Source organism: Pseudomonas fluorescens, assembly GCF_030344995.1.
In the GTDB taxonomy this organism is placed as follows: Bacteria; Pseudomonadota; Gammaproteobacteria; order Pseudomonadales; family Pseudomonadaceae; genus Aquipseudomonas; species Aquipseudomonas fluorescens_BF.
The window spans coordinates 528,496-554,524 of record NZ_CP128260.1 but is presented as its reverse complement, the minus strand read 5'-3'; the positions used below and the strand labels follow the sequence as shown (position 1 = coordinate 554,524).

At 57.8% G+C, this 26,029-nt stretch carries 26 protein-coding genes; 17 read left to right on the top strand and 9 right to left on the bottom strand.

All coding sequences use genetic code 11. From position 1 onward, the window contains the following. Positions 1 to 261: 261 nt before the first annotated feature. Positions 262 to 744, top strand: coding sequence for a YMGG-like glycine zipper-containing protein (locus QR290_RS02445; RefSeq protein ID WP_007952660.1), 483 nt, complete (start codon positions 262 to 264; stop codon positions 742 to 744). Positions 745 to 799: 55 nt separating this feature from the next. Here QR290_RS02445 and QR290_RS02440 read toward each other — a convergent pair whose 3' ends face one another. From QR290_RS02440 to QR290_RS02425, 4 genes are all read right to left on the bottom strand, one after another. Beyond that, positions 800 to 1,231 carry an acyl-CoA thioesterase gene (locus tag QR290_RS02440; protein WP_162803801.1) on the bottom strand — a complete coding sequence of 144 codons (432 nt, stop codon included), beginning with the start codon at positions 1,229 to 1,231 and terminating at the stop codon, positions 800 to 802. 31 nt (positions 1,232 to 1,262) lie between these two features. Next, a complete protein-coding gene (locus QR290_RS02435) occupies positions 1,263 to 2,486 on the bottom strand; it encodes a 3-hydroxyacyl-CoA dehydrogenase (RefSeq protein WP_289204256.1) in 1,224 nt (407 codons plus the stop codon). A 109-nt stretch (positions 2,487 to 2,595) separates the two neighbouring features. After that, positions 2,596 to 4,524, bottom strand: a complete 1,929-nt coding sequence (locus QR290_RS02430) for a RecQ family ATP-dependent DNA helicase (RefSeq protein WP_289204255.1) — start codon at positions 4,522 to 4,524, stop codon at positions 2,596 to 2,598. Positions 4,525 to 4,896: 372 nt separating this feature from the next. After that, positions 4,897 to 5,400 carry a polysaccharide deacetylase gene (locus tag QR290_RS02425; RefSeq protein ID WP_289204254.1) on the bottom strand — a complete coding sequence of 168 codons (504 nt, stop codon included), beginning with the start codon at positions 5,398 to 5,400 and terminating at the stop codon, positions 4,897 to 4,899. A 304-nt stretch (positions 5,401 to 5,704) separates the two neighbouring features. Between QR290_RS02425 and QR290_RS02420 the strand changes: the two genes are divergently transcribed. From QR290_RS02420 to QR290_RS02390, 8 genes are all read left to right on the top strand, one after another. Next, the gene (locus QR290_RS02420) at positions 5,705 to 5,986 is read left to right on the top strand and encodes a hypothetical protein (protein WP_205350838.1); all 282 of its coding nucleotides are present in this window, start codon (positions 5,705 to 5,707) and stop codon (positions 5,984 to 5,986) included. A gap of 104 nt (positions 5,987 to 6,090) precedes the next feature. After that, positions 6,091 to 7,218: a hypothetical protein gene (locus QR290_RS02415; protein WP_289204253.1), complete on the top strand. Its 1,128-nt coding sequence runs from the start codon at positions 6,091 to 6,093 to the stop codon at positions 7,216 to 7,218. Between the two features lie 47 nt (positions 7,219 to 7,265). Next, complete coding sequence (locus tag QR290_RS28645) at positions 7,266 to 7,442, top strand: hypothetical protein (RefSeq protein ID WP_346001550.1); 177 nt, start codon at positions 7,266 to 7,268, stop codon at positions 7,440 to 7,442. Positions 7,443 to 7,768: 326 nt separating this feature from the next. Next, positions 7,769 to 8,068, top strand: coding sequence for a hypothetical protein (locus QR290_RS02410; RefSeq protein ID WP_115076187.1), 300 nt, complete (start codon positions 7,769 to 7,771; stop codon positions 8,066 to 8,068). Between the two features lie 111 nt (positions 8,069 to 8,179). Continuing rightward, on the top strand, positions 8,180 to 8,494 hold the full coding sequence (locus QR290_RS02405; RefSeq protein ID WP_115076186.1) for a type II toxin-antitoxin system RelE/ParE family toxin: 315 nt from the start codon (positions 8,180 to 8,182) through the stop codon (positions 8,492 to 8,494). Positions 8,495 to 8,496: 2 nt separating this feature from the next. Then, a complete protein-coding gene (gene nadS / locus QR290_RS02400) occupies positions 8,497 to 8,784 on the top strand; it encodes a NadS family protein (protein ID WP_115076185.1) in 288 nt (95 codons plus the stop codon). 840 nt (positions 8,785 to 9,624) lie between these two features. Further along, positions 9,625 to 10,497 (top strand): hypothetical protein, encoded by an 873-nt coding sequence (locus QR290_RS02395; RefSeq protein ID WP_162803800.1) that lies wholly within the window; start codon positions 9,625 to 9,627, stop codon positions 10,495 to 10,497. Then, complete coding sequence (locus QR290_RS02390; protein WP_162803799.1) at positions 10,494 to 11,135, top strand: hypothetical protein; 642 nt, start codon at positions 10,494 to 10,496, stop codon at positions 11,133 to 11,135. Before QR290_RS02395 ends, QR290_RS02390 begins: the two co-directional genes overlap by 4 nt. 46 nt (positions 11,136 to 11,181) lie before the next feature. Here the strand turns inward: QR290_RS02390 and QR290_RS02385 are convergent, their stop codons facing one another. After that, positions 11,182 to 12,723, bottom strand: a complete 1,542-nt coding sequence (locus QR290_RS02385; protein WP_289204252.1) for a phosphoenolpyruvate carboxykinase — start codon at positions 12,721 to 12,723, stop codon at positions 11,182 to 11,184. A 181-nt stretch (positions 12,724 to 12,904) separates the two neighbouring features. Next, a complete protein-coding gene (hslO, locus tag QR290_RS02380) occupies positions 12,905 to 13,807 on the bottom strand; it encodes an Hsp33 family molecular chaperone HslO (RefSeq protein ID WP_289204251.1) in 903 nt (300 codons plus the stop codon). Positions 13,808 to 13,911: 104 nt separating this feature from the next. On the opposite strand from hslO, the gene QR290_RS02375 reads away from it, so the two are divergent. Then, positions 13,912 to 14,712: a phosphatase PAP2 family protein gene (locus QR290_RS02375; RefSeq protein ID WP_115076183.1), complete on the top strand. Its 801-nt coding sequence runs from the start codon at positions 13,912 to 13,914 to the stop codon at positions 14,710 to 14,712. Positions 14,713 to 14,779: 67 nt separating this feature from the next. Here QR290_RS02375 and QR290_RS02370 read toward each other — a convergent pair whose 3' ends face one another. Beyond that, the gene (locus QR290_RS02370; RefSeq protein WP_007952687.1) at positions 14,780 to 15,187 is read right to left on the bottom strand and encodes an RNA-binding S4 domain-containing protein; all 408 of its coding nucleotides are present in this window, start codon (positions 15,185 to 15,187) and stop codon (positions 14,780 to 14,782) included. A gap of 116 nt (positions 15,188 to 15,303) precedes the next feature. On the opposite strand from QR290_RS02370, the gene QR290_RS02365 reads away from it, so the two are divergent. From QR290_RS02365 to rimK, 3 genes are read left to right on the top strand one after another with little or no spacing between them, the layout of a single operon-like run. After that, positions 15,304 to 16,083 carry an EAL domain-containing protein gene (locus QR290_RS02365; RefSeq protein ID WP_289204250.1) on the top strand — a complete coding sequence of 260 codons (780 nt, stop codon included), beginning with the start codon at positions 15,304 to 15,306 and terminating at the stop codon, positions 16,081 to 16,083. Between the two features lie 49 nt (positions 16,084 to 16,132). After that, positions 16,133 to 16,579 (top strand): ATP-dependent zinc protease family protein, encoded by a 447-nt coding sequence (locus QR290_RS02360; RefSeq protein ID WP_170844915.1) that lies wholly within the window; start codon positions 16,133 to 16,135, stop codon positions 16,577 to 16,579. Next, positions 16,576 to 17,481 (top strand): 30S ribosomal protein S6--L-glutamate ligase, encoded by a 906-nt coding sequence (gene rimK, locus QR290_RS02355; protein WP_007949201.1) that lies wholly within the window; start codon positions 16,576 to 16,578, stop codon positions 17,479 to 17,481. Before QR290_RS02360 ends, rimK begins: the two co-directional genes overlap by 4 nt. Before the next feature lie 84 nt (positions 17,482 to 17,565). Here rimK and QR290_RS02350 read toward each other — a convergent pair whose 3' ends face one another. Both QR290_RS02350 and ompR read right to left on the bottom strand, forming a co-directional pair. Further along, positions 17,566 to 18,879 carry an ATP-binding protein gene (locus tag QR290_RS02350; RefSeq protein ID WP_085684165.1) on the bottom strand — a complete coding sequence of 438 codons (1,314 nt, stop codon included), beginning with the start codon at positions 18,877 to 18,879 and terminating at the stop codon, positions 17,566 to 17,568. Between the two features lie 114 nt (positions 18,880 to 18,993). After that, positions 18,994 to 19,734, bottom strand: a complete 741-nt coding sequence (gene ompR / locus QR290_RS02345; RefSeq protein ID WP_007952694.1) for an osmolarity response regulator transcription factor OmpR — start codon at positions 19,732 to 19,734, stop codon at positions 18,994 to 18,996. A 360-nt stretch (positions 19,735 to 20,094) separates the two neighbouring features. On the opposite strand from ompR, the gene QR290_RS02340 reads away from it, so the two are divergent. From QR290_RS02340 to tauA, 4 genes are all read left to right on the top strand, one after another. After that, the gene (locus tag QR290_RS02340; protein ID WP_115076179.1) at positions 20,095 to 22,419 is read left to right on the top strand and encodes a Tex family protein; all 2,325 of its coding nucleotides are present in this window, start codon (positions 20,095 to 20,097) and stop codon (positions 22,417 to 22,419) included. Then, entirely contained in the window at positions 22,419 to 22,802 is a 384-nt protein-coding gene (locus tag QR290_RS02335; RefSeq protein ID WP_115076178.1) for a PaaI family thioesterase, read from the top strand. Before QR290_RS02340 ends, QR290_RS02335 begins: the two co-directional genes overlap by 1 nt. 317 nt (positions 22,803 to 23,119) lie before the next feature. Continuing rightward, positions 23,120 to 24,703 carry a glutamate--cysteine ligase gene (gshA, locus tag QR290_RS02330; RefSeq protein WP_115076177.1) on the top strand — a complete coding sequence of 528 codons (1,584 nt, stop codon included), beginning with the start codon at positions 23,120 to 23,122 and terminating at the stop codon, positions 24,701 to 24,703. Positions 24,704 to 25,047: 344 nt separating this feature from the next. Further along, positions 25,048 to 26,025 (top strand): taurine ABC transporter substrate-binding protein, encoded by a 978-nt coding sequence (tauA, locus tag QR290_RS02325; protein WP_115076176.1) that lies wholly within the window; start codon positions 25,048 to 25,050, stop codon positions 26,023 to 26,025. Positions 26,026 to 26,029: the final 4 nt, after the last annotated feature.

Below are 26,029 nucleotides of genomic sequence, written 5' to 3'. Positions count from 1 at the left end.
GAGCGCATCCAAGGACGCTCCGCGTCCTGTCATCAGACTCGAGGCAACTCGCAGACACTTTTCAAACACCCACAAAAAAGGCCGCCTTGTTATCAAAGCGGCCTGTCCGAAGTAGCTAAAGACCGGCGAAAAGCCGTTAAGTTCCGCCCAAAAATCAGTAACTTGCAGAATTGTATACAAGTCGTGTTATTCGTCGGATTTCGATTGTCACGCCCATTCCAGAGCCTCAGGATCGCGCCGTCATCCCTTTGAGGCTCCTCTATGAAGTTCTCCTCGATTCTCTTGTTGTCCCTTGGCCTGGTCAGTGGCTTCGCTTCTGCCGGAGGCACCACCGAAGCAGGTGTGGGCGGCGCATTGGGCGGGGTTCTTGGCTCGGTCGTCGGTCAATCGTTAGGCGGCAGTACAGGTTCAACCATTGGCGCAGCCCTGGGCGGCGCGGGTGGTAGTGCGGTGGGCGCCGACAAGCGCAGCCGTGGCGAAGCAGCCATCGGCGGTGCGCTGGGCGCAGCCGGCGGCAACGTGGTCGGCCGCAGCATGGGCGGCACCACCGGCAGCCTGATCGGCGCAGCAGCCGGCGGCGGCGCGGGTGGCGCGCTGGGCAACTACATGGGCAACAAGAGCGATGATGACGATCGTCGTTACGATCGTCGCCATGATGATCGTCGCTACTACCGTGACGACCACCGCGGTCGCGGTCATGCCTACGGTCATCGCAAGCATCACAAGTACTATCGCCACCGCTGAGGCGAAGGCTTGAAGAAAAATCGCAGCTCCCCCGGGCTGCGATTTTTTTTGCCCGTCACACCGCCAAACGTTCCATCGCTTCGCGCAACCGGACTGGAATCGCCACCGGCTGATTGGATGCACGGTCGACGAATACATGCACGAAGCGTCCCGCGGCACAGGCTTCCACTTCTCCTTCCTTGAACACCGCCAGTTCGTATTGCACCGAACTGTTGCCCAGCTTGCCGACCCGTAGACCGATCTCGATTCGATCCGGGAAGGCAATCGACGCGAAGTAGTCGCAAGACGAACTCACCACAAACCCCACCACCTCTCCGTCATGGATATCCAGCCCTCCGACCTGGATCAGATAGGTGTTCACCGCCGTGTCGAAGAAGCTGTAATAGGTGACGTTGTTGACGTGGCCATAGGCGTCGTTGTCATGCCAGCGCGTGGTAATCGGCTGGAAGTGCGGGTAATCGCTGCGTTGTGGCATCGGATTGGACATCAGTGTCGATTCCTGGAGTGATCTGCCCAGTCTAAAGGTAAAAACCCTTGCCTCGCGCCGCCAGCTCGCCAATCAATGGCGCCGGCCGCCAGTGATCGCCCTGCCGGGTCTCCAGCGCCAGCAATCGCTTGTGAATGTCGGCCAGCCCCTGATCATCTGCCCAGGCCATCGGCCCGCCCCGCTCCGCAGGGAAGCCGTAGCCATTCAGGTAGACCTGATCGATGTCATGCGCCGACTCGGCAATCCCTTCCTGCAGGATCTTCGCGCCCTCGTTGACCAACGCCAGCAGGCAACGCTCAAGGATCTCCTCCGAGCCGATATCCCGCCGATGAAACCCCAACCCTTCGCTGACGCTCACCACCAGCGCATCGACCTCGGGATCATGCTCGGCCTGACGGCTGCCCGGCTCGTAGTGGTAGTAACCATTACCGGACTTCTGACCGAAGCGACCCTGTTCGCACAAGCGGTTATCCACCTGAAGTTCCGGCGCGTCCTGCCCCTTGCCGGCCAGTTCGCGGGCACGCCACTCGAGATCGATGCCGACCACGTCGTACATGCGAAAGGGCCCCATGGCAAAACCGAAACTCTGCAACGCCGCATCGACCTGATGCGGATACGCCCCTTCGAGCAACATCTTGCGCGCTTCGAGCACATACGGATGGAGCATGCGATTGCCGATAAAACCGTGGCAGTTGCCCGACACCACACTGACTTTGCCCATGCGCTTGCCCAGCTCAAGCGCGGCTTCGAGTACCGCGGGCGAGGTCTGCGCGCCACGGACTATTTCCAGCAATTTCATGATGTGCGCCGGGCTGAAAAAATGCAGGCCCAGCACTTGAGTCGGACGCCGTGTCGCGGCGGCGATGGCGTCGATGTCCAGCGCCGAGGTATTGCTCGCCAGCAGCGCCTCGGGCTTCAGCACGCCATCGAGCTCGCGGAAGATCTTCTGCTTGAGTTCGAGGTTTTCGTACACCGCTTCGATCACCAGGTCGACGTTGCGGATCGCCACATAGTCTGCCGCCGCACTGATACGGGCGATCCGCGCATCGGCCTCGGCCTGGTCGATACGTCCCTGGCGCACGTTGTGCGCGTATGTATCGGCCACGGTGGCCAGCGCCTGCTCAAGCATCTGTGGATTGTTATCGACCCACTGCACTGACACGCCGGCGTTGGCCAGGCACATGACGATGCCGCGGCCCATGGTGCCGGCGCCGATCACGGCGGCCTGCTGAATAGCGAAGGATGTCTGGCTCATGTTGTTCTCTTGTTGGAGATCCGAAGACAGCCATCACCATAGTCAGCCACCGGGCATTTTTGAAGTTCATTGCCGTGATGATCGACATTCAGCAGATGGATTCGAGACTTCAAAGATGCGCCTGAGCCCAGGCCCGTACCTCGGCGTACGGATATTCCTCCAGCGCCGCAAACCCGGACATGGCCCGCGCCTTGAGTTTGATAAACAACGGCACACTGATTCCGCATAGAAACCGGGTCAATCGCTCCGCCGACGGAGCGTTACCAGCGTGCTGCTGATGCCTGTGGATAAAATCGCCACACAACGCCGCAAAGTTTTTATCCACAAGCGCCGGCAATTCCGGCGGTGTCGGCAGCCAGGCGACGTGCCCGTGACAGACAGAGCAATGCCCGCACTGCTGCGGCGCATTGTGATCGCCGAAATATTCGGCCAGCCGATATCCGAGGCATCGCTCGGTGGCGAACAGCTCGAGCATGGCATGAATCCGCGCCACTTCGGTTTGCTCATGACGGGTGAAATAGTCATGCAGTTCAGCGCTCAGGGCCTGGCTGTCGAAATCTCTGCGCAGGACGTTGTAGACCTCGGTCATTTGCTTGCTCTCAAGCTCGACCCAGCCCTTTTCCTGAAAGTAATCCAGCGCCTTCACCACCCGATTGCGCTCGGCGGAATACTGCTCGTACATCGCCTCGAAATTCACCGTGGCCCAAGTGCGCGCGCGGCTTGAGGTCTGGATGATCGCGGCAACGAAATCCCTTCGCTCGCCCTCAAAACGCTCAAGCAACGCCTCGGGTTCCAGCAAATATTTGAAGCGGTACTCGGCGTAGTACGCGTAGCGCGGGGCAATCAACCCTCGCAGCTCCAGCTGCACCAGCAACGTCTTCAAAGGCAACGAACGGATGTTGCTCTGGTCCGCCAGCGGCCCGAGCAGAAATTCCCATTGGCCTTCGGGCGCGGCGGCCTGTAATTCGTCGAGCACGTGACGAATGCCGTCCTGTTCCGGCGTGTCGCCAAACACGAAGTTTTCCAGCACGTTGAGGCTGTCGCGGTTGGCCAGTACCAGGCAGTCGGACGGCTGCCCGTCACGTCCGGCGCGGCCGATTTCCTGGCTGTAGTTTTCGATGGATTTGGGCAGGTCGAAATGCACCACGTTGCGGATGTCGCTCTTGTCGATGCCCATGCCGAAGGCGATGGTGGCGACGATGCAATTGGACTGCCCACCCATGAAGCGCTTCTGGATCGCGTCCCGTTGTTCATGGGGCAAACCGGCGTGATAAGCCTCGGCCTGAATGCCATTGCGCTCAAGATGTTCGGCAATCTGCTCGGCGGTTTTCTGCAACGTGACGTAGACGATGCTCGGCTGACCCGCGCGCTCGCTCATCCACTCCACCAGCCGGCGGCGCTTGTCCTGTCCACGCACCGGCTCGACAAGCAGATTGAGGTTGGGTCGGTAGAAGCCGGTGGTCACCACATCTTCTGCCGCGATGGCGAATTTCGCCTGCATGTCGGCGATGACTTTCGGCGTTGCCGTGGCAGTCAGCAGCAAGGTTTGCGGGATGTTGAACTGGCGCTGGTAGTCCGGCAGCTTGAGATAGTCGGGGCGGAAATTGTGGCCCCACTCGGAGATGCAGTGCGCCTCGTCCACCACCAGCAGTGAAATCGGCACCTGCTGCAAAAAGTTGCGAAAGCGCTCGTTCTTCAAACGCTCCACGGAAATCATCAGGATCTTCAGTTCGCCGGAACGGGCGCGAGCCATCACATCGTTGGCGTCTTCGCGGCTCTGCGCCGAATCGATGCTGCCTGCCGAAATCCCGTGCCGACGCAAGAACTCCAGCTGATCCTGCATCAGCGCCAGCAGCGGCGAGACCACCAGCGTCAGGTGTGGCAGCAACAGTGCCGGGACCTGGTAACAAAGGGATTTGCCGGAGCCGGTGGGAAATATCGCGGCGGCCGAGCGCCCGGCGAGAACGGCGCTGATTGCGGTTTCCTGGCCGGGTCGAAACTGTGGATAACCGAAAACCTGTTCCAGGGTGTTGTGCATTCGCTGTCACTCCGTTGACCGCTGTGATGCCAACAGCCTAGCGGGCGATCGCAGCGCGTCGAGAAAAGGTCGGGGGTCAAATCGATACGGGATGATACAGCGTGAAACGTCGAGCCACGGCCTGAAACAAACGAAACACTTTGTTCCTCGCCTGCATCGCTGTGGCGAGAGTAACGTCCGATATTCATCGCGCCAGGACGGCCGATACCTCTGGAGACTCGCCAAGGAATGAACATGTCGAACCGTTTGAAATTGCTCTTCGCCTTTCTTATCCAGAGCCTGTTGCTGGGCGGGTGCTTGCCCTTTCCCGGCGAGCTTCCGCCACTCGCCAGCGTGGTGACAGCGAGCCCCACGCCAACGGCTTAGCAGACCCTACGGCTGCAACACCGCCACTCGCAACTGCTCGTTCAACAGTTGCTCATGCACGCCCTGGCTTTTGCTGGCCCACAGTGCATGGGCCGGGCTGATATCACCGGTGAATGCCGCCGCCAACTGACGCAGGTCGGCAACACTGCGCACCCGTGGGCAGAACGCTTGCTCGTCGCAGTTCTGACTGGCGTTGCGATAGGTGGAGAGCAGACGATCCCACAAACCCTCACGCACCTGACGGATCGACTTGAGCTGCACATGCGGCACGCCCAGACGTTGTTTGAGTGCGGATTCATCCAGGCCTTCGCTGGCCAGCAGTGCCTTGCCGAACATCAGCACTTCGGCGCGGGAAGCCGTGTCGATGCTGGCCTGGGTCGTGAGTGCGTCCGGCCAGTCAGCGCGCTCCACTTGCGTGAGCACCAGTCCGTTGCCCGCCTCGGAGGCCAACGCCAAACGACAACCACTGGCCCAAAGCAAAATGATCGAGGCCATTCGTAGCCACTGCATACCTAATTCCCTTTAAGTCGATGTCTGACGTCTGGAAACGCCCTACGGATTCTGGCGCGCACCATACAGATGTTTAACGGGAATCGCCCGACAAACACGTGGGAAATTTCGCCCGTCAGGGTTTGGCTGTGAAAAAGCCGCAAAAACGCGTAGGGCAAATGCCCGAACCCCGGAAAAACCCCTACGAATTCTGTCCATTGTGGCTGTCTTGTTCCACTTGAAGGAGCCCTTCTATAGTGGCCGGCGCGACTGAATACACTGTGTCGGCCCGCCGAAGCGACTTCGAAAAGGACACGCCTCAATCATGAACATGTTCACACCGCTGAATAATCGTTTTCGCCCTCTCAGGACCTGCGACGGCGACAACCCGGTAATGGTCATCGACACCGCAGCATCACCGGGTGATTTACTCAATGCCGCCGACCTTCGGTTGCGCGCCGCCAGCGATCTTCTGGAAACTCTTTACTGCTTGTGTTTCAAACAGGCCGATGTGAAAGACATCCCCAACATCGTCAATGCGCTTTATTTGTTGACGCAGGACGGCTGTGACTTGTTGGAAGTTGCCCGACAAAGAATAAATAGTTAAAGCACGCCGAAAAACTTACAAAGTTCGCAACAACCCATTGCTTCCATTACCGCAAAGATCGGAACTAGCCTGCTGCTCTTACATCAACCAACAAGAGCAATAATATGACGACGTTAACTATTTTCTTTTGCGGTACAGGTTCGACAAAGTTTGATGACACCCACGAAAACTATTGGAATGGCGAACTGGTTTCCACCCTGGCCAACAATATCCTCGGTCACCAGTACGCCGAGTGGATCATCATCAACGGCCCCGGCACCAGCAACCTGCAAGCCGATGAACTGTTCACCCGATCCAAGGATTACGGCCTCAGCGGGACCCTGTTCGGCAAGGGCTGGGACGAAAATGTCCAGCACGCGGTAAATATCATCAAAGGCAAGTGCGACTGGCAGCGCGAGCAACTGACCGAAGTGGAATACAACCGCCTCAAAGCCGCCGGCATCCCGATTGAAGATGTTGAGGTCGAAGGCTCCTGGCTGTGGCGTAAATATAACTATGGTAATCGCCACATCACGCAACAACAGTTACAGGAACAAATCATCAAAATGCACCGCAAGGACGGCATCATTCCCACGAAGGTCAATCTGGTGGGCTGGAGCCGCGGCGGTATCAGTTGTCACATGCTGGCCAATTCCATGTTCAAGGACAGTGCACTGAAAAACATTCCAGTGAATATCTTCGCCATTGATCCGGTGCCAGGCATTGGCAACTTTCAGGAACAACGGGTAAAGCTCAACAGCAACGTAAAAGAGTATGTGGGTTTCTACGCGCGGGATGAACGCTCCAAGGGCTTCAGTTGCGTCATCCCGCAAACCGCGACCGGCACCAAGACCAGCATCTTCCCCATGCCCGGCCGTCACGCCACCCTGGTCGGCAACGCCTCCGCCGACGGCAACAGTGGTCCAAAAATGCTGGCCGAACCCGGCCTGATCGTGCGCCACTTTGCCGAGGTCTGCCTGAAACGCTGGGGCACCGTCCTCGACAAAAACCTCAACCTCACCGACGCCGACCTTCGCAACCACACCGCCGCCATCGTCAACGCGGCAGCGAAATACAAGGCCATGGAGAAGTGCTCCTACACCTGGTTCACCGAACTGGATCAAGGCGAGCGCTACGTTTCGCTTGGCAGCAAAGGCGTTCCGTTCTCGACGGTGAAAGGCACGATCTACAGCCCGGCGACCGGGCTGACGACGAGTGTGCTGGATGTTGAGGCGTATCGGGCGATACGTTGAGGCGGGACCGGTAACAGACGTCAAAACAATCACGGGAGAATTGAACGATGGATAGATCCACTGACGGAATTGAACCTCACCGCGACGAGGAGACCTACAAAGAGTGGGTTACTCGGCAAGTTCAGAAAAGCATCGATGATCCCCGGCCAAGCATCCCCGATGAAGAGTCGAGACGCTTGATGGCAGCGAAACGTGAACTGTTGAGAACACGCAAGAATCCGTAGGAACGACCCTATGGAATCTTCGTCCACGTCCTACATGGAGTGATGCCTTATCGGCTATCGCCGTTTGTTAGCTCAAATCTATAGTCGTGACTGTCGCTGCCAAATCAGCGACTGGGGTTTGGTCACCTGAAAATGAGAGAGAAACTTCGCATGCCCTTGTATGCTTGCCGCCTGATTCATGCGGCACGCTTTATGGCGGCTGTGTTTGGGACGCTTCGGCGTGCCTGGAGTTCTCTCTCTCTGGTTGACCAACCCGAACACAGTCCGCCTCCTATCGTTTGGTCATGATGTTGGCGGTTCTTCGGATACTTGAGAGAGTCTAACCAATGAAATCATGGAACCAGTTCCCCAACGATCGCTACCGCCCACTTGATACCAACCTCACCGACACCAAGCCATTGGTCATCGACACCGAGGCCAACCCGCAAGACATCCTCGAATGCGCCGTCCAGCGCCTGCGCGCTTCAAGCGACCTGCTGCAAACTCTCTACTGCCTCTGCTTCAAACATGCCGACGTTGAAGACATTCCTCACATCACCCACGCCCTTTACCTGCTGACCAAAGACGGGTTTGACCTGTTGCAGGTCGCCCAGCAACGAATGCTCAACTGGAAAGCTCCAGTCTGAGGTTGAGTGATCAGATCGTTCCCATGTTCGACATGAGAACGATCACTTACCAGTCATCTACTCAAATCCCTTCAGCATTGCTGGAAGGTAAGCCAATGGCGTACATTTACGATGATTTTTGTTGAGACTCGGATCTTTACCCGTCGAGTAAAAGAGCTGCTGGACGATGACACGTATGCCGCTTTTCAGAAGCAACTGGTTGTAAGTCCTTCGATTGGCGATGTAATTGAAGGCACAGGCGGGATCCGCAAAACCCGAATCGCAGCGAAAGGACACGGCAAGCGAGGCGGAGCACGGGTGATCTACTACCACTTCGTTTCGGCGTCACAAATCGGGTTATTGATGATCTACCCTAAAAATGAACAACACGATCTGTCCAGCGATGAGCGTAAAGCACTCAAGGTCTTGATCGAAAAATGGAGATGACCATGAGCAAATTTTTTGATGAGCTGATGGAAAGTGTGCAAGAGATGGACGAGATCGTACGAGGCGAGCGCACACCCTCTCGCGAATTCCACGTTGATGCATTGCAGGTCAAAGAAATTCGTAAAGCTACCGGTTTGACCCAGGCCAAATTTGCGGCACTGATCGACGTCCAGCTCGGCACTCTACGAAATTGGGAACAGGGTCGTCGTGAGCCAACAGGGCCAGCCAAAGCCTTGTTGAAAGCCATTCATAACGACCCGGTTCACGTACTGAATGCGCTGGCCTGCTAAGCAAGGATGCATTGTTGCTTTCGTCTGGCATCGTCAGCCAGAGCCCCCCCTCCTCAACCCTTCCTAATAATCCCGCAGTTCGCCAGATCATATAGTTTTCTCACAAAGATCCCGGCTACCTTGAACGCAAAATTAAACTCATCAGTTCGATAGCCTGCTGGCTAGTCTGGATTGTCGAGGATGGCACGCTCACCGAACTGGGTGGGGAGGAGGAAGCAACAACTGGATATGAATTCTGTTGCGTAGCTTTGGTGCTAGCAAATGACTTAACCAACGCCCTCAGCTTACTCACGTCCGTTTCAACGTTTACAGAACCTCAGCGTGAAAATCGATTTGCTACGAAAAAAATCTGTGAATGGCTGCTGGCGTAACCACGTACTTTTGTAAGTAACAATCGATACCTGCCTCAGGTGAAGGCGCGCAGTATTCCAAAATGCAAATTTTTTCCCGCACCTTCCGCCCATGTCCAACCAACAGCATGTCTCCCAGACCTCGCCTGAATAAGCTGATATGCATCCATAGCAAAATGGCATGCATGAGATGCCATAACGAGCTAGCAATATGACACCATTCCGGATTAACCTCTCCATAGTACATAGCTGAAGCGAGTGAAAAAGCTATAGGTACAAAGAAGAGAATGGATTCTGCAATGAAAAAAATCTACGGAAACCCAGAGCAAAATTTCAAAATACGCTTTAGTGCTATAAAGTCTTCCTCACTTTTTAGAAAGTTGAGACCATTCTTTAATTACTTCCCCCGCAAAACCATTCAAAAAAGCATTGAAAGAAATCTCTATATACGCACACGACCTACAATTAGCTTTTCTGCTGAGGCACGCGCATGAACAACCAACTAATAATTAAATTCGATGGCGCATTAGCAAAAGGGAATAAAATATCAATTCGCACACTATCCCATACACTCCCACACTTGCAGCGCGCAATCGATAAGATAGTAATGTATGAGACTAGAGCCACCGTTGGGAAGGGGGCCACACTCCATCAAGTTCACTACCCAATTGCAGATCTGTATTTAGAGGAGATCATTGAAGGTTCTATAATATTACCTCTAGTAGGTAATCTACTTGCGGGCGCGACTTCACGGTTTAACAATTTTCTGGCTGAGCCCTATAGAGAGGCAGAAAATACAATCAATAGCAAAGTGTCGACTTTCGATACTAGAGTCGAAACCGTTCGCTTACAACTGACGAATAATTTATTAACTCCAATTAGCCACGAATCTTTAATTGATAAAGAAAATGTGGCACAAACCGAGTATGCACAAGCAGCATTTTTAAATGACATAAATAATATGCTCGCACCTTTGAGATCAAGATCATGCATAGACGATGAAATAACCATCCATAATGCTGATCCAGCCAACAAAGCTACATATATTTTTAATCAACAAAAAAGCAAAGCGTTCGCAAACGTAGTCAGAGCGCAACGGCTTGCGCACCCTGTGCTCTATAGTGGAAGACTCGAAGGGCTAGTGAATCGAGGTGGCACCAGCTTTCCATACGTAGGAAAGTTTATATGCTCCGCAACAGAAAAGGAGATGAAGCTACTTGTAGCAAGCGAAGCCGATGCATTGGTATTGAATAAATTCAACATTGGCAAATCTGAAATAGACATAATCGCATGTCCACTATCTGTATATGGGACATTCGACCCACTATCAGGCGACATCGTCTTTATAGCATTCCAAAAATGATATTTGACAGCTTAATCGAGGAAAGCCTAAAGTCAGTTCATGGGCTCCTCACCCGTCAACGACTAGCAATATTCACAATTGCTATTTTCCTTATCGCCCCTAAAAACATAGAACTAGTAGAAACCATACAGAACAATCCATCAATATCAGAATTAACGAATCAATTCACATCAACAATAACTACACTTCCCGCTATAACCACAATACTTCTAGCGTTAGTAATATTTTATTTATCAGCAATCTTACATCAGAAAATATCAAACACCTCTCAAAGATCCACCATCAAAAAACTTAACAAAATAGTTGGCACCCTAAAAGAACTAGAGCTTCAAAAAAACGACTTCTTCATCACACGAGAGTTCGAAATAAAAATTTTATGGAAATCAGAAAAAGAAGAAGCAGAGAAAGAAATCAGAAGAACCTCCGCTTTTAGTGAACTTTTCATCTCAGCAAGTGTTACCATTTCTTTCCTGTCGACCTTAGAGATCCAATCGATATTAATTGCAGCATTAATAGCAGTTTGTAGCATTCTCTATTCGATCGAAACAAGCAGAAAATCACTAGTCTTATATCTCACGCAAATTGCGACATACAAAATTGCTATCACACGACTAAACGCGATAAAAAAGTGTGAATGAAAAAGCCGCCCCAAGAGGCGGCTTTTCATTCGCTACAAACCCAGTCTTACAACTTAGGCCCGGCAGCCTTGATCGCGTCGCTCACTTCGAACTTCTTGAAGTTCTCGATGAACAGACCGGCCAATGCTTTGGCAGCTTCGTCGTATGCAGACTTGTCAGCCCAGGTGTTGCGTGGGTTGAGCAGGTTGGTTTCGACGCCCGGTACGGCCAGTGGCACGTCCAGGTTGATGGTGTCCAGATGCTCGGTGGCTGCACCGATCAGCGCGCCGCTCTGGATCGCTGCGATCACCGCACGGGTGGTCGGGATGTTGAAGCGTTTGCCGACGCCGTAGCCGCCGCCGGTCCAGCCGGTGTTGACCAGGTAGACCTTGGAGCCGAAGCCGCGGATGCGTTTGATCAGCAGTTCAGCGTATTCGCCGGCAGGACGCGGGAAGAACGGTGCGCCGAAGCAGGTGGAGAAAGTCGACTTGATGCCGCTGCCCGAACCCATTTCAGTCGAGCCCACCAGAGCGGTGTAGCCGGACAGGAAGTGGTAGGCCGCTTGCTCTTCGTTGAGGATCGACACTGGCGGCAGGACGCCGGTCAGGTCGCAGGTCAGGAAAATCACAGCGTTTGGCTCGCCGCCCAGGTTCTTCTCGGAACGCTTGGCAACGTGCTCCAGCGGGTAGGCCGCGCGGCTGTTCTGGGTCAGGCTGACATCGGCGTAGTCGGCGTGCTTGGCGTCGTCGATCACGACGTTTTCCAGTACTGCGCCGTGCTTGATGGCTTTCCAGATGACCGGCTCGTTCTTCTCGGACAAGTCGATGCACTTGGCGTAGCAGCCGCCTTCGATGTTGAAGACAACGCCTTCGCCCCAGCCGTGTTCGTCGTCACCGATCAGGTAACGGCTTTCGTCGGCGGACAGGGTGGTCTTGCCGGTGCCCGACAGACCGAAGAACAGGGTCACGTCGCCTTCTTCGCCGATGTTGGCAGCGCAGTGCATTGGCAGCACGTCAGCGGCCGGCAGCAGGAAGTTCTGCACGGAGAACATGGCTTTCTTCATTTCACCGGCGTAACGCATGCCGGCGATCAGTACTTTCTTCTGGGCGAAGTTGATGATCACGCAACCGTCGGAGTTGGTGCCGTCACGCTCAGGCACGCACTCGAAGTTGGCAACGTTCAGCACTTGCCACTCTTCGCGACCGGCCGGGTTGTACTGAGCCGGGTTGATGAACAGGCAACGACCGAACAGGTTCTGCCAGGCAGTCTGGGTGGTCATCTTCACGGCCAGGTAGTGATCTTCGGCCGCGCCTACATGCACGTGGGAAACGAAATGCTCTTGCGCGTTGTTGAATGCTTCAACACGAGCCCACAGCGCGTCGAACTTGTCGGCCGGGAACTTGCGGTTGATCGGGCCCCAGGCAATGGCAGCCTGGGTGGAAGGCTCTTCAACGATGAAACGGTCGACTGGCGAACGGCCGGTGCGGTGACCGGTGCGAACGACCAGAGCGCCGGTATCGGCAAGCTCGCCTTCACCGCGGTTCAGGGCTTCTTTTACCAGATCATCAACACTCAGATCGGTGTACACGGCGTTATTGGCTTGCGTCATGAGGTTCCCCGTCGGCCAGTGGCCGAGTGTGCTCCAAACGTTTTGTAGTAGAAAGTCGTGCACTACTACCGCGAAAAAAGTGGGCCGGATTATGCCAGAAAAGCCCAAAAAGAGTAGGGTCCTCCCGTCGTAACGGCGATATTCCGTCGTTGAGCAGTGAATTTACCTGCGCTGAACCGTTTTAGTGCCGGGTATCTGACGGCGTCTCGACGCCCGCGCCAGCGAACAATTGAGCGATATCTGCCGCATCGAACAGGTAGCGCTGGTTGCAGAACTGGCAATCGATCTCGACTTTTCCACCTTGCTCGGCGACGAGCGCCTGCGCATCTTCCAGCCCCAGGCTGACCAGTGCATTGCCCGAACGCTCGCGGGAGCAGCTGCAGTGGAAGCGCAGTTTCTGCACATCGAACAAACGAACCTGCTCTTCATGGTAGAGGCGATGCAGAACCGTTTCGTTGTCCAGGCTCAACAGTTCATCAGCGGTCAGGGTGTTGCCCAGCGCGGTGATGTGCTGCCAGCTGGCGGCGCGTTCTTCTTCATCTTTCAGGCGATCGGCCGGCAACTGCTGCAGCAGCAGACCACGGGCACGACGGCCATCGGCGCACAGTTTGAAGCGGGTGCCGACCTGTTGGGACATGACGAAATAGTTGGTGAAGCAGTCGGACAGGGTTTCGCCGTCGAGGTCGACGATGCCCTGATAGCGCTGGCCGGCGATCGGGTCGACGGTCAAGGCCAGCACACCGTTTGGCATCAGGTCGCCGAGGGTTGCGTCGGCCGGAATCTGATCGGCGTGATAGCGCGCCAGGCCACGGATTTCGCGCTCGCTGGAGCACTCGATCATCAGCAACGGGATCGGGCCTTCGGAACGGGCCTGAAGAATCAGCAGGCCATCGAATTTCAGGGTGCCCACGAGCAATGACGCGGCAGCCATCAGTTCGCCCAGCAATTGCGCAACCGGTCCCGGGTACGGGTGCTTGGCGAGCACTTCGGCATAGCTGCGCTCCAGCGACACCAGTTCGCCGCGAGTGTCGCTGTCATCGAAGATGAAGCGTTGGGTGTAATCGGTATCGAGGAAATCGGTCATAGGTCTGGGTATCTGAATGTGATGACAAAATGGTTACAAAGGATGAAAATTCCGCGCTTCTGGCATCCTTTTTGATGCCGATGTTCAGCCACGGGAGGCATTTTATGAACAATCCGGGTTTGTTCCAATCAAGGTGGAACCTCGGCCGGCTGGTTCTGTGCAACATCGTGCCATTGGCACTACTGGCTTTCTGGTTATGGCCTACGGGTCAGATGCTGTGTGTGATTTTCGACGAGTGGCTGTTCCGCTCACTCAACGCACCGCTGGCCAGCAACCCCATATGGCTCCACATCTGGGCAATTGCAAGTCTGCGACCGTTCGACATCGTCGTCGGCCTGATTCTGCTGATGCTGCTGATCAAGGGCGACTGGGTGTTCAGGGCGATTGACGTGCGTCGCGCCTTTTTCGGATTTTTCTCGATCCTGCTGCTGATGGTGGTGATCCGCACGCTGTTTTCCAAGTTCGCCGATCACATGGGCTGGCAACACAACAGCCCGTCGATGATGCTCGAAGGTGCGGTGCATATCAGCGATTACTTCCCGCATCTGGAGAAGACCTGGGAACTGAAGGACCGCTCGAGCCAGAGCTTTCCCGGTGACCACGCTTCGGTGCTGCTGATCTGGGCGCTGTTCATGGGTGTGTTCAGCCGCACGGTCGGCCAGTTCGCAGTGATCTGGGGCCTGGCGCTGCTGTTCATGTTGCCGCGTCTGGTCGCCGGGGCGCATTGGGGTCAGGACGATTACATCGGCGGCATGCTGCTGGCGGTGTGGGCACTGGGCTGGGGTTACTACACGCCGTTTGCTTATCACGCGGCGAACTTCTGGCTGAAGGTCACGGCGCCGGTTTTCCGGCTGCTGGGCAAGCTGCCGGTGGTTTCGCGGATGAGTGTGGTGTCCGCGCAGTAATCAACGGTTACTGAAAAAAACGCAGCTGCCGGCGGGTCTTGAACCCAGGCCGGCAGGCTGCGTTTTTTTATTCGCCGCTACTGTTCCCACGAAATTTAAACAGATCCCGACGCTGCTTCTTGCTCGGTTTACCGTCAGTGGTCACGCCCAGAGCGCCTGCCTTGCGCATCGCCGCAGCCGCTTCACGTTTGGCAATACTCGCCTCGGTCTCGGCATACAGTGTCTGCGCCTCAGGTGCGCCGCGACGCACGATGGACAGGGCCTGAACCACAACAGTCTTCTCGTCGAAGCCAGTGCGAATTTCGAACTCATCGCCAATGCGTGGTTCTTTGCCAGGCTTGCAGCGCTCTCCCCGACAATGCACTTTGCCGCTCTCGATGGCAGCCTTGGCCAAGGCGCGAGTCTTGAAAAAACGCGCAGCCCACAGCCACTTGTCGAGACGGACCTTGTCGTCCTCTTCCTGTTTTTGCGCCATATGAATTCCTCGTTCAGCCAGTAGTCGGAACTGTACTACCGATTCTGTCGGGCGCAAGAATCCGGCCCTCCAGATAAACTGTGATCTTCGCCGCTTCAACGGCATGGAGTGATCGAGTGACCAAATTTCCGTCTTCATTGACCTCGCCCAAATCCGGGTGCGCGGGCTGCCAGCAAAGCGAGCCGCTGGGCTTCGATTTTTCCTTCGCCTATCAGCCCATCGTGGATCTGCGTGACGAGTCGGTGTACGCCTATGAGGCACTGGTTCGTGGTGCGGCCGGTGAAGGCGCTTTAACCGTGCTGGATCAGGTTACGGAAGACAACCGCTACCGTTTCGACCAGCTCTGCCGGACTCGCGCCATCGAAGGCGCAGCCGAACTTAATATGCAGACACACTTGTCGATCAACTTCATGCCCAACGCCGTCTATCGTCCAGAGTTATGCATTCGCAGCACCCTGGAGGCTGCCAGAAAACACAATTTCCCGATCGACCGGCTGATTTTCGAAACACTGGAAAGCGAGCACGTAGATAACTATCGCCATTTGACCAATATTCTGCGTGAATACCGCGAATTCGGCTTCAAGACGGCCATCGACGATTTCGGTGCCGGTTATTCGGGGCTCAATCTGCTGGCCGATTTCCAACCGGACCTGATCAAACTCGACATGGCGCTGATTCGCGATATCGACCGTGACCGTGTTCGTCAGGCTATCGTTCGGGGGATTGTCACAATCTGTGCGGAGTTGGACGTTACAGTCATCGCCGAAGGCATTGAGAGTGCGGGTGAACGGGATTTCCTGGCGGACTGCGGAATATTTCTGATGCAGGGTTTCTGGTTCGCCAGGCCCGCATTCAAAGCGTTAGCCCAGGTGTCCCCTGAAGCGTGGACGCGTTAATCGTTGGTTTTTTCCTTTGAAGACATTTGACCATTTGACCGTTATCGGTCTGCGCGAGTGGGTGGCACTTCCGGATCTGGGAGTCGCCGGCCTTCGGGCAAAAATCGACACCGGCGCCAGCACCTCCAGCCTGCATGCCACCGACATCGAGCCGTTCGAACGCGACGGTGAGAAGTGGGTGCGCTTCACCGCGCACCTGGGCACCGTCGTGCAGTTGCGCCATCGGCGATGCGAAGCACCGCTGGTCGCCCGCAAGACCATCAAGAGTTCCAATGGCCAGGCCCAGGTGCGCTACGTGATCAGCACCACCCTGGCCCTGGGTGACCGGGTCTGGCCGATCGAGTTCACCCTCGCTTGCCGCAAGTCCATGCGCTATCGCCTGTTGCTCGGTTCCAAAGCCCTGATCGACGGCCAGCTGGTGGTCAATCCGGGCATCAAATATGTACAAGACAAGCCGGTGTTCCCGGTATCTACCTCCTCCACAGGTGTTGCATGAAGATCGCTGTGCTGTCGCGGAACCCGCGTCTGTATTCCACCCGCCGTCTGGTCGAAGCCGGAACCGAACGCGGGCATGAAATGGTGGTGATCGACACCTTGCGCGCCTATATGAACATTGCCAGCCACAAGCCGCAGATCCACTACCGCGGCAAGCCGCTGGAGGGTTTCGATGCAGTGATCCCGCGGATCGGCGCGTCGGTGACGTTTTATGGCTGCGCAGTGTTGCGCCAGTTTGAAATGATGGGGGTGTTTCCGCTCAACGAATCGGTGGCCATCGCCCGCTCGCGGGACAAGCTGCGTTCGCTGCAATTGCTGTCGCGCCGGGGCATCGGCCTGCCGGTGACCGGGTTCGCCCACTCGCCGGATGACATTCCCGACCTGATCGACATGGTCAACGGCGCGCCGCTGGTGATCAAGGTGCTGGAAGGCACCCAGGGCATCGGCGTGGTGTTGTGTGAAACCGCGACGGCGGCAGAGTCGGTGATCGAGGCGTTCATGGGCCTGAAGCAGAACATCATGGTGCAGGAATACATCAAGGAGGCCGGCGGCGCCGACATCCGCTGCTTCGTGGTCGGCGACAAGGTGATCGCGGCGATGAAGCGTCAGGCCAAGCCCGGCGAGTTCCGCTCCAACCTGCACCGGGGCGGCAGCGCCAGCCTGATCAAGATCACCCCGGAAGAGCGCATGACCGCGCTACGTGCAGCCAAGGTCATGGGGCTGGCGGTGGCGGGTGTGGATATCCTGCGCTCCAACCACGGGCCGCTGGTGATGGAAGTGAACTCGTCACCGGGTCTGGAAGGGATCGAAACCACCACGGGCAAGAACGTGGCGGGGATCATCATCGAGCATCTCGAGAAGAATGGCGGGCCGAACATGACCCGCACAAAAGGCAAGGGATAAAAAACAGCGGCGAGCTATAAGCTGCAAGTGGCGAGTAAAAGCCGCTTTTGCTTGTAGCTCGAAGCTTGCCGCTTGAGGCTGCCGTTAAACGGCATCTCTTGGCAGCATCAATCCCAGCGGCAACCGGACCCGCGCTTCCAGCCCGCCACCGGAGCGGTTGCGCAGTTCGACATTGCCACCGTGCATCGAAGCAATCCGCTTCACAATCGCCAATCCCAGCCCGGTGCCCTTGCCGCCCCGTGCACGATCGCCACGGGTGAACGGGTTGAAGATCGCCTCAAGCTCGGAAGGATCGATCCCCGCCCCACGGTCCATCACGCTCAGCACCACATACGGCGCACTGGTGTCTCCGGAGACATAGGCCGCGACGTCCACGCTGCCGCCGGCATGATTCAAGGCGTTGCCGATCAGGTTGTTCAGCAAGCGCTTCATCGACACCCGGCGCAGCGGGAACGGCTGGATCGGTTCCAGACGCAGGCGCACTTTCTCTTCACTCTGGTTGTACGGCGCCGCCACTTCACGCACCAGATCGCTGAGATCCACTTCCTCCACCGACTCGTCCCGACCATCGCGAATGAACGCGAGGAACTGGTCGAGGATCGCGTCCATGTCTTCGATGTCGCGCACCATGTCGTCGGTCAGGTCGGTGCGATCGCCCATCAACTCCAGCGACAAGCGCAAACGAGTCAGCGGTGTGCGCAAGTCATGGGATACCCCCGCCAGCATCAGCTCACGCTCGCGACCGGCCTGCTCGACGTCTTCAGCCATCTGGTTGAAGGCACGATAAACCTCGGCCATCTCGCTGGGGGTGTCGCTGATCGGCAGGCGCACGCTGCGGCCCTGACCGAGTTGCCGGGCGGCATAAACCAGACGTTTCAACGGTTGGTTGAGCTGACTGACGAAAATCCAGGCGGACGCCGTGGACAGCAGACCGATCGCCAGGAACCAACCGAGCACGTTCCAGATTTTCTGGCCACGCAATGGGTGCGGGTACAACGGCACTTTAAGCCAGCCATCACCGAGGCTCGGCGCGCGAACCCACAAGGCCGGCGGCGAGTGCATGCGCAAGCGCACTTCGGTGTCGGCGCCCAGCTCCGCCTGCATCTGCCGCTGGTAGATTTCGCTGTACGGCCAGTGCTGTTCGCCTTCCGGCACACCGGCGCCCACCACCCGGATCAGCGTGGCGGCATCGGCGATTTTCGCGCGGTTCTCTTCGTCGGCGGCCCAGTAGGCACGCAGCGTCAGGGCGACGCCATGGCTGTATTGGCGGTCCACCAGCACGTCCTCGTTCATCAACAGATAAACCAGGGTCAATGCCTTGGAAAACAATACGACGATGAGCACCAGCCACAGGGTGCGGGAGAAGAAACTTTGGGGGAACCAGACGGGGGTTTTCATGGATAACCGCTACACACTTGCAGGAGCGAGCAATGCTCGCATATTGCGGATTGCGAGTCTGCGCGGACGGCGTTTCCGACCGTTTCGCGCAGACCCGCTCCTACAAATCACCCATCACTTGGTGGAGTTGCCATCCGGCACGAACACATAGCCGACACCCCAGACGGTCTGGATGTAGCGCGGTTTGGACGGATCGGGTTCGATCATCCGGCGCAGACGGGAAATCTGCACGTCGATGGAACGCTCCAGGGCATCCCACTCGCGGCCACGGGCCAGGTTCATCAGCTTGTCGCGGGTCAGCGGCTGACGGGCGTTCATCACCAGGGCCTTGAGTACCGCAAACTCACCGGTGGTGAGCATGTGCACTTCGTCGCCGCGCTTGAGTTCGCGGGTGGCCAGGGACAGCACGTAGTCGCCGAACGTGACGTTTTCTTCTTCACTGCCCGGCGCGCCCGGCACCGGCGCGGCCTGACGGCGAAGCACGGCTTTGACGCGGGCCATCAGCTCGTCCGGGTTGAACGGCTTGGCCAGGTAATCGTCGGCGCCCAGTTCCAGGCCCTTGATACGACTCAGCTCGTCGCCCTTGGCGGTGAGCATGATGATCGGAATCTGATTGTTCGCACCACGCAGGCGGCGGCAAGCGGTCAGACCGTCTTCGCCCGGCAGCATCAGGTCGAGGACGACCAGGTTGAACACTTCACGCGACAGCAGACGATCCATCTGCTCGGTATTCGGTACGGCGCGGGCACGGTAGCCCTTGCTGACGAAAAAGCGTTCCAGCAGGCTGCTCAGCCCCGGATCGTCGTCAACGATGAGAATTTTTTCGCCTTCAGCAGTTTGTGCAGTGCTGCTCATTGGATGCTCCTTTTAGCTCGGCGCGCATTATGGCGTAGCTGCCGTTATACGCACCGTGTGCATTGTTAGCAGATTTTTCCTTCACTGCCAGAAAACCGGGGCTTGTGCCTACAGACTGCGTCGCCCCCGAATGACAGAACGCTGGTTATAATGCGCGGCCTTTTGTGTCAGGCAACGTCTGAATCGTTACCGCAGGTAGCCGTCCTTTATTTTCATGGGCGCCGCAGTAATTGTTCGATTTCACGGGTCAATGGGATGCCTTTTGACCCAGGCAGCGGCCAGCATCAAGCCGCCCCACCAGACTCCGGGCCTTTATTTACGCGCCTGCGAGCCTGCTTTCACAATTTGTCAGGTGGTTTTATGGACAGCATCAACAGCCGCATCGCCGAGGAACTCGGCGTACGCCCACAACAGGTCGAAGCGGCCGTCGCGCTACTCGATGAAGGCTCTACCGTTCCCTTCATCGCCCGTTACCGGAAAGAAGTGACCGGCAGCCTCGATGACACCCAACTGCGTCATCTGGAAGAGCGTCTGCGCTACCTGCGAGAACTCGACGAACGGCGCATCAGCATTCTTTCCAGCATTCAGGAGCAGGGCAAACTCACCCCTGAGCTGGAACGCGAAATCAAACTCGCCGACACCAAGACCCGCCTCGAAGACTTGTACCTGCCGTACAAGCAGAAGCGCCGCACCAAGGGCCAGATCGCCCTGGAAGCCGGCCTCGGCGAACTGGCCGACGGTCTGTTCAACGACCCGAGCCTGGCCCCGGAAGCCGAAGCCGCGCGCTTCGTCGACGCCGAGAAAGGCGTGGCCGACGCCAAGGCAGCGCTGGAAGGCGCCAAGTACATCCTCATGGAGCGCTTCGCCGAAGACGCCAACCTGCTGGAAAAACTGCGCACCTACCTCAAGCAGGAAGCCACCCTCAGTGCCCGCGTGATCGCCGGCAAGGAAGAGGAAGGTGCCAAGTTCCGCGATTACTTCGAACACGACGAACCGCTGAAAAGCATGCCGTCGCACCGCGCGCTGGCGATTTTCCGTGGCCGCAACGAAGGCATTCTCAGCTCCGCACTGAAAGTCGGCGAAGAACTGCCGGGCACGTTGCACCCGTGCGAAGGCATGATCGGCCAGCACGTCGGCATCCAGAACCAGAACCGTCCGGCCGACAAATGGCTGGGTGAAGTGGTGCGCTGGACCTGGAAGGTCAAGCTCTACACCCACCTGGAAACCGACCTGCTGGGCGAGCTGCGCGACGGCGCCGAAACCGAAGCGATCAACGTGTTCGCCCACAACCTGCACGACCTGCTGCTGGCCGCCCCGGCCGGCCCGCGCGCCACCCTGGGCCTCGACCCGGGCCTGCGTACCGGGTGCAAGGTCGCGGTGGTCGACTCCACCGGCAAGCTGCTGGACCACGCCACGGTTTACCCGCACGTACCGCACAACAAATGGGATCAGACCATCGCCATCCTGGCCGCCCTGTGCGCCAAGCACTCGGTCGACCTGATCGCCATCGGCAACGGCACCGCCAGCCGTGAAACCGACAAGCTGGCCATCGAGCTGATCAAAAAATACCCAGCGATGAAAATGACCAAGGTCATGGTGTCCGAGGCCGGCGCATCGGTGTATTCGGCATCGGAACTGGCGGCCAAGGAATTCCCGGATCTCGACGTGTCGATCCGTGGCGCGGTCTCGATTGCCCGTCGCCTGCAGGATCCGCTGGCAGAACTGGTGAAGATTGATCCGAAATCCATCGGTGTCGGCCAGTACCAGCACGACGTGTCGCAACTGAAACTTGCGCGCGGCCTGGACGCCGTGGTCGAAGACTGCGTGAACGCCGTGGGCGTGGACGTGAACACCGCGTCCGTGGCGCTGTTGGCGCGGATCTCCGGCCTCAACGCGACCCTGGCGCAGAACATCGTGACTCACCGTGACGAGCACGGCGCATTCAAAACCCGCGCTGCGCTGAAGAAAGTCGCGCGTCTGGGCGAGAAAACCTTCGAACAGGCCGCCGGCTTCCTGCGTGTGATGAACGGCGACAACCCGCTGGACTCCTCGGCAGTCCACCCGGAAGCCTATCCGCTGGTGCAACGCATCGCCGCTGAAACCGACCGCGACATTCGCTCGCTGATCGGCGACGCCTCGTTCCTAAAGCGTCTGGACCCGAAGAAATTCACCGACGAGACCTTCGGTCTGCCAACCGTCACCGACATCCTGCAGGAACTGGAAAAGCCGGGCCGCGACCCGCGTCCGGAGTTCAAGACCGCCGAGTTCCAGGAGGGCGTCGAAGACCTGAAGGACCTGCAACTGGGGATGATCCTCGAAGGCGTGGTGACCAACGTGACCGCGTTCGGTGCGTTCGTCGACATCGGCGTGCATCAGGACGGTCTGGTGCACATTTCGGCGCTGTCGGAGAAATTCATCAAGGATCCGCGCGAAGCGGTGAAGGCCGGTGACGTGGTGAAAGTGAAGGTCATGGAAGTCGACATCCCGCGCAAACGCGTCGGCCTGTCGATGCGCATGAGCGACACCCCGGGCGAGAAGATCGACGGCGCCCGTGGCTCGCGTCCGGGCTCGGCGCCACGCCAGTCGCAGGGTTCGGCACCACGCAAGGAAAGCACCCCGGCCGCCCCGGCGAACAACGCCATGGCGTCGCTGTTCGCCAACGCCAAGCAGTTGAAGAAACGCTGATGGACATTCCGGCCGGGCTCGTCGAGAGCGCGTTTTTCAAGCTGTTGGGCTGCCGCCTGCACAGCCTGGAAACCGGGGTGGCGCAAGTCGCCCTGGCGCTGGAACCCGAACTGCGCAACCGCGGCGGCAAGCTGCACGGCGGCGCGCTTTTCAGTCTGGTGGATATCGCCATGGGGCTGGCCTGTTCCAGCACCCACGGCTTCGACCAGCAGAGCGCGACCATCGAGTGCAAGATCAACTACATCCGCGCCGTTTCCGAAGGCGAGGTGATCTGCACGGCGCGGGTGATCCACCCGGGCCGGCGCACGCTGGTGGTCGAAGCCGACGTGCTGCAGGGCGACAAACTGGTCGCAAAAGCGCAAGGCACGTTCGCTGTCCTGTAGATGTTGTTCATCATTTTGAGTTAATTTCGGCGCTGTGATCGCAGCGTCGGAGTTTCCTGTGGGAGCGGGCTTGCCCGCGAATGGGGCGTATCAGCCAGTATCAACTTGTCTGACACACCGCTTTCGCGGGCAAGCCCGCTCCCACAGGGACCTCATTTTCTTCGCGTGTATCTGCCAGATTCAAGGAGTGAAGTTGGCGTTTCAACGGGGGCTTCAAAGCCCGAAAAACCAGGCGAAAACGCCAGTTTCAACTTCACCCTTGTAGACCGTCCTGCCCACCCCCATATTGGGGCGACTGACGCGTGAAGGAATCCAAATTGAGCGAACTTCTCAACCGCCGCCTGGCTCTGCTCGGCGAGCGCGCTAACCTCTCTCTGCTTGAGCAGTGTCTTCACGGTATCGAACGCGAATGCCTGCGCGTGACCGGCGAAGGCCGCCTGGCCCAAACGCCGCACCCTGAAGCCCTGGGTTCCGCGCTGACCAACGAACAGATCACGACCGACTATTCCGAGTCGCTGCTGGAGTTCATCACGCCCGCCCTGCCAGACCCTGCCGACACGCTGGCGAGCCTGGACAAGATTCATCGCTTTGCCTACAGCAAGCTCGGCAACGAGTACCTGTGGAGTCCATCGATGCCGTGCCCGTTGCCGGCCGAGGAAGACATCCCGATCGCCTATTACGGCACCTCCAACATCGGTCAGCTCAAGTACGTCTACCGCAAGGGCCTGGCCCTGCGTTACGGCAAGACCATGCAGTGCATCGCCGGGATTCACTACAACTTCTCGCTGCCGGAAAAGCTCTGGCCATTGTTGAAAGAAGCCGAAGGCTTCGTCGGCACCGACCGGGATTTCCAGTCGTCGTCCTATATCGCGCTGATCCGTAATTTCCGCCGCTACAGCTGGCTGCTGATGTACCTGTTCGGTGCCTCGCCGGCGCTGGACGCCGGTTTCCTGCGCGGTCGTGCGCATCAGTTGGAACAACTGGATCCGGACACCCTGTACCTGCCCTACGCCACCAGCCTGCGCATGAGCGACCTCGGTTACCAGAGCAACGCCCAGGCCGGCCTGACGCCGTGCTACAACGACCTGGCGAGCTACACCGACAGTCTGCGCAAGGCGGTGGCCACACCATACGCGCCGTACGTCGAAGTCGGCACGCACCAGGATGGCGAGTGGGTGCAGCTGAACACCAACATCCTGCAGATCGAAAACGAGTACTACTCGAATATCCGCCCGAAACGCGTGACCTACACCGGCGAGCGTCCGATTCAGGCCCTGATGGCCCGCGGCATTCAGTACGTCGAAGTGCGCTGCCTGGACATCAACCCGTTCCTGCCGATGGGCATCGACCTCACCGAGTCGCGCTTCCTCGACGCGTTCCTGCTGTACTGCGCGCTGAACGAAAGCCCGCTGCTGACCAACAACTCCTGCGGCAACGCCACCTCCAACTTCCTCAGCGTGGTCAAGGAAGGTCGCCGTCCGGGCCTGCAATTGCAGCGCGACGGGCAACCAGTCGAGCTGAAGGAATGGGCCGCCGAACTGCTGGAAAAAATCGCTCCGCTGGCGGCGCTGCTGGATCAAAGCCATGGCGGCGATGCCCACAGCAAGGCACTCGATGCGCAGCTGGCCAAGGTCAAGGATTCGTCCCTGACGCCTTCGGCCCAGGTGCTGGCAGCGATGGCCACGCACAAGGAAAGTTTCGCGCAATTCTCCTTGCGCCAGAGTCAGGCTCACGCCGAGTTCTTCCGCAGCGAACCGTTGGCGGCTGAGGAACAAGCGAAGTTTGAAGAACTGGCGCGGTCGTCGCTGGCGCAGCAGGCTGAGCTTGAGCAGAACGAGGTTGGCGATTTCGACGTGTTTGTCGGGTCGTATCAGGCGAGTATTCTGGCGATCAGCAACTGATCGTTCGGCTTTGGATGGCAGCCCCCTCACCCTAGCCCTCTCCCGGAGGGAGAGGGGACTGACCGAGTTGTTGATGCGAAGTACATCGACCTGAAATACCAAGCCGAACTTAGGATCTGAAAAGCCCCCAATCGGCTCCCTTTCCCCTCGCCCCCTTGGGGGAGAGGGCTGGGGTGAGGGGGTAAGGATCTCCAGTTCGAACCGATAATCCGAAAAGCCCCACTCTCCCACGCTTAGATTTTTCCGCTCATAAGCTCATTCTAAAAAGTTATTTATTTTTAGATTCTTAGATCATTTAGTCTCCTTTCACGCCGACGCTCGGTCGCCTGATATGGAGCTCTTCAATGAAACTGAATTTCCCGCTTCGCCTGCTGGCCGTGGCCTCTCTGGCTGCCGCGAGTTTTCTGGCTCAGGCCGCCGACCTCACCGTCGCCTACCAGACCACCGTAGACCCAGCGAAAGTCGCCCAGGCCGACGGCGCCTACGAGAAAGCCACCAAGGCCGACATCAACTGGCGCAAATTCGATAACGGTGCCGACATCATTGCCGCCATCGCGTCCGGCGACGTGCAGATCGGCTACCTCGGTTCCAGCCCGCTGACCGCTGCGATCACCCGCAAAGTCCCGGTTGAAACCTTCCTCATCGCCACCCAGATCGGCGCCGCCGAAGCACTGGTTGCCCGCGACGGCTCCAGCATCAAGACCCCGCAGGATCTGGTCGGCAAGAAAATCGCCGTGCCGTTCGTGTCCACCGGTCACTACAGCCTGCTGGCCGCGCTGAAGCACTGGAACATCGATCCTTCGAAAGTCACCGTCCTCAACCTCGCCCCGCCAGCGATCATTGCCGCGTGGAAACGCGGTGACATCGACGCCACCTACGTTTGGGATCCGGCGCTGGGCGTGGCCAAGGAAAACGGCAAAGTGCTGATCACTTCCGGCGAGCTGGCCAAGTTCGGCGCGCCGACCTTCGACGCCTGGATCGTGCGCAAGGACTTCGCCGAGAAGCACCCGGAAATCGTCACCGCCTTCGCCAAGGTCACCCTCGACGCCTACGCCGACTACCGCAAGGATCCGAAAGCCTGGCTGGCCGATCAGAGCAACGTCGACAAGCTTGTAAAACTGTCCGGCGCCAAGGCCAGCGACATTCCATTGCTGCTGCAGGGCAACGTCTACCCGCTGGCGGCGGATCAGGTCAGCGACCTCGGCGCACCGACCACCAAAGCCATCACCGACACCGCCGCGTTCCTCAAGGAGCAAGGCAAGGTCGAAGCGGTACTGCCGGACTACGCGCCGTACGTCAGCGCCAAGTACATCACCAACTGATCGG

Excerpts from the sequence above, each read along its gene's own strand:
- QR290_RS02445 (WP_007952660.1), top strand. The coding sequence starts at position 262 with ATGAAGTTCTCCTCGATTCTCTTGTTGTCCCTTGGCCTGGTCAGTGGC.
- QR290_RS02440 (WP_162803801.1), bottom strand. The coding sequence starts at position 1,231 with ATGTCCAATCCGATGCCACAACGCAGCGATTACCCGCACTTCCAGCCG.
- QR290_RS02435 (WP_289204256.1), bottom strand. The coding sequence starts at position 2,486 with ATGAGCCAGACATCCTTCGCTATTCAGCAGGCCGCCGTGATCGGCGCC.
- QR290_RS02430 (WP_289204255.1), bottom strand. The coding sequence starts at position 4,524 with ATGCACAACACCCTGGAACAGGTTTTCGGTTATCCACAGTTTCGACCC.
- QR290_RS02425 (WP_289204254.1), bottom strand. The coding sequence starts at position 5,400 with ATGCAGTGGCTACGAATGGCCTCGATCATTTTGCTTTGGGCCAGTGGT.
- QR290_RS02420 (WP_205350838.1), top strand. The coding sequence starts at position 5,705 with ATGAACATGTTCACACCGCTGAATAATCGTTTTCGCCCTCTCAGGACC.
- QR290_RS02415 (WP_289204253.1), top strand. The coding sequence starts at position 6,091 with ATGACGACGTTAACTATTTTCTTTTGCGGTACAGGTTCGACAAAGTTT.
- QR290_RS28645 (WP_346001550.1), top strand. The coding sequence starts at position 7,266 with ATGGATAGATCCACTGACGGAATTGAACCTCACCGCGACGAGGAGACC.
- QR290_RS02410 (WP_115076187.1), top strand. The coding sequence starts at position 7,769 with ATGAAATCATGGAACCAGTTCCCCAACGATCGCTACCGCCCACTTGAT.
- QR290_RS02405 (WP_115076186.1), top strand. The coding sequence starts at position 8,180 with ATGATTTTTGTTGAGACTCGGATCTTTACCCGTCGAGTAAAAGAGCTG.
- nadS (WP_115076185.1), top strand. The coding sequence starts at position 8,497 with ATGAGCAAATTTTTTGATGAGCTGATGGAAAGTGTGCAAGAGATGGAC.
- QR290_RS02395 (WP_162803800.1), top strand. The coding sequence starts at position 9,625 with ATGAACAACCAACTAATAATTAAATTCGATGGCGCATTAGCAAAAGGG.
- QR290_RS02390 (WP_162803799.1), top strand. The coding sequence starts at position 10,494 with ATGATATTTGACAGCTTAATCGAGGAAAGCCTAAAGTCAGTTCATGGG.
- QR290_RS02385 (WP_289204252.1), bottom strand. The coding sequence starts at position 12,723 with ATGACGCAAGCCAATAACGCCGTGTACACCGATCTGAGTGTTGATGAT.
- hslO (WP_289204251.1), bottom strand. The coding sequence starts at position 13,807 with ATGACCGATTTCCTCGATACCGATTACACCCAACGCTTCATCTTCGAT.
- QR290_RS02375 (WP_115076183.1), top strand. The coding sequence starts at position 13,912 with ATGAACAATCCGGGTTTGTTCCAATCAAGGTGGAACCTCGGCCGGCTG.
- QR290_RS02370 (WP_007952687.1), bottom strand. The coding sequence starts at position 15,187 with ATGGCGCAAAAACAGGAAGAGGACGACAAGGTCCGTCTCGACAAGTGG.
- rimK (WP_007949201.1), top strand. The coding sequence starts at position 16,576 with ATGAAGATCGCTGTGCTGTCGCGGAACCCGCGTCTGTATTCCACCCGC.
- QR290_RS02350 (WP_085684165.1), bottom strand. The coding sequence starts at position 18,879 with ATGAAAACCCCCGTCTGGTTCCCCCAAAGTTTCTTCTCCCGCACCCTG.
- ompR (WP_007952694.1), bottom strand. The coding sequence starts at position 19,734 with ATGAGCAGCACTGCACAAACTGCTGAAGGCGAAAAAATTCTCATCGTT.
- QR290_RS02340 (WP_115076179.1), top strand. The coding sequence starts at position 20,095 with ATGGACAGCATCAACAGCCGCATCGCCGAGGAACTCGGCGTACGCCCA.
- QR290_RS02335 (WP_115076178.1), top strand. The coding sequence starts at position 22,419 with ATGGACATTCCGGCCGGGCTCGTCGAGAGCGCGTTTTTCAAGCTGTTG.
- tauA (WP_115076176.1), top strand. The coding sequence starts at position 25,048 with ATGAAACTGAATTTCCCGCTTCGCCTGCTGGCCGTGGCCTCTCTGGCT.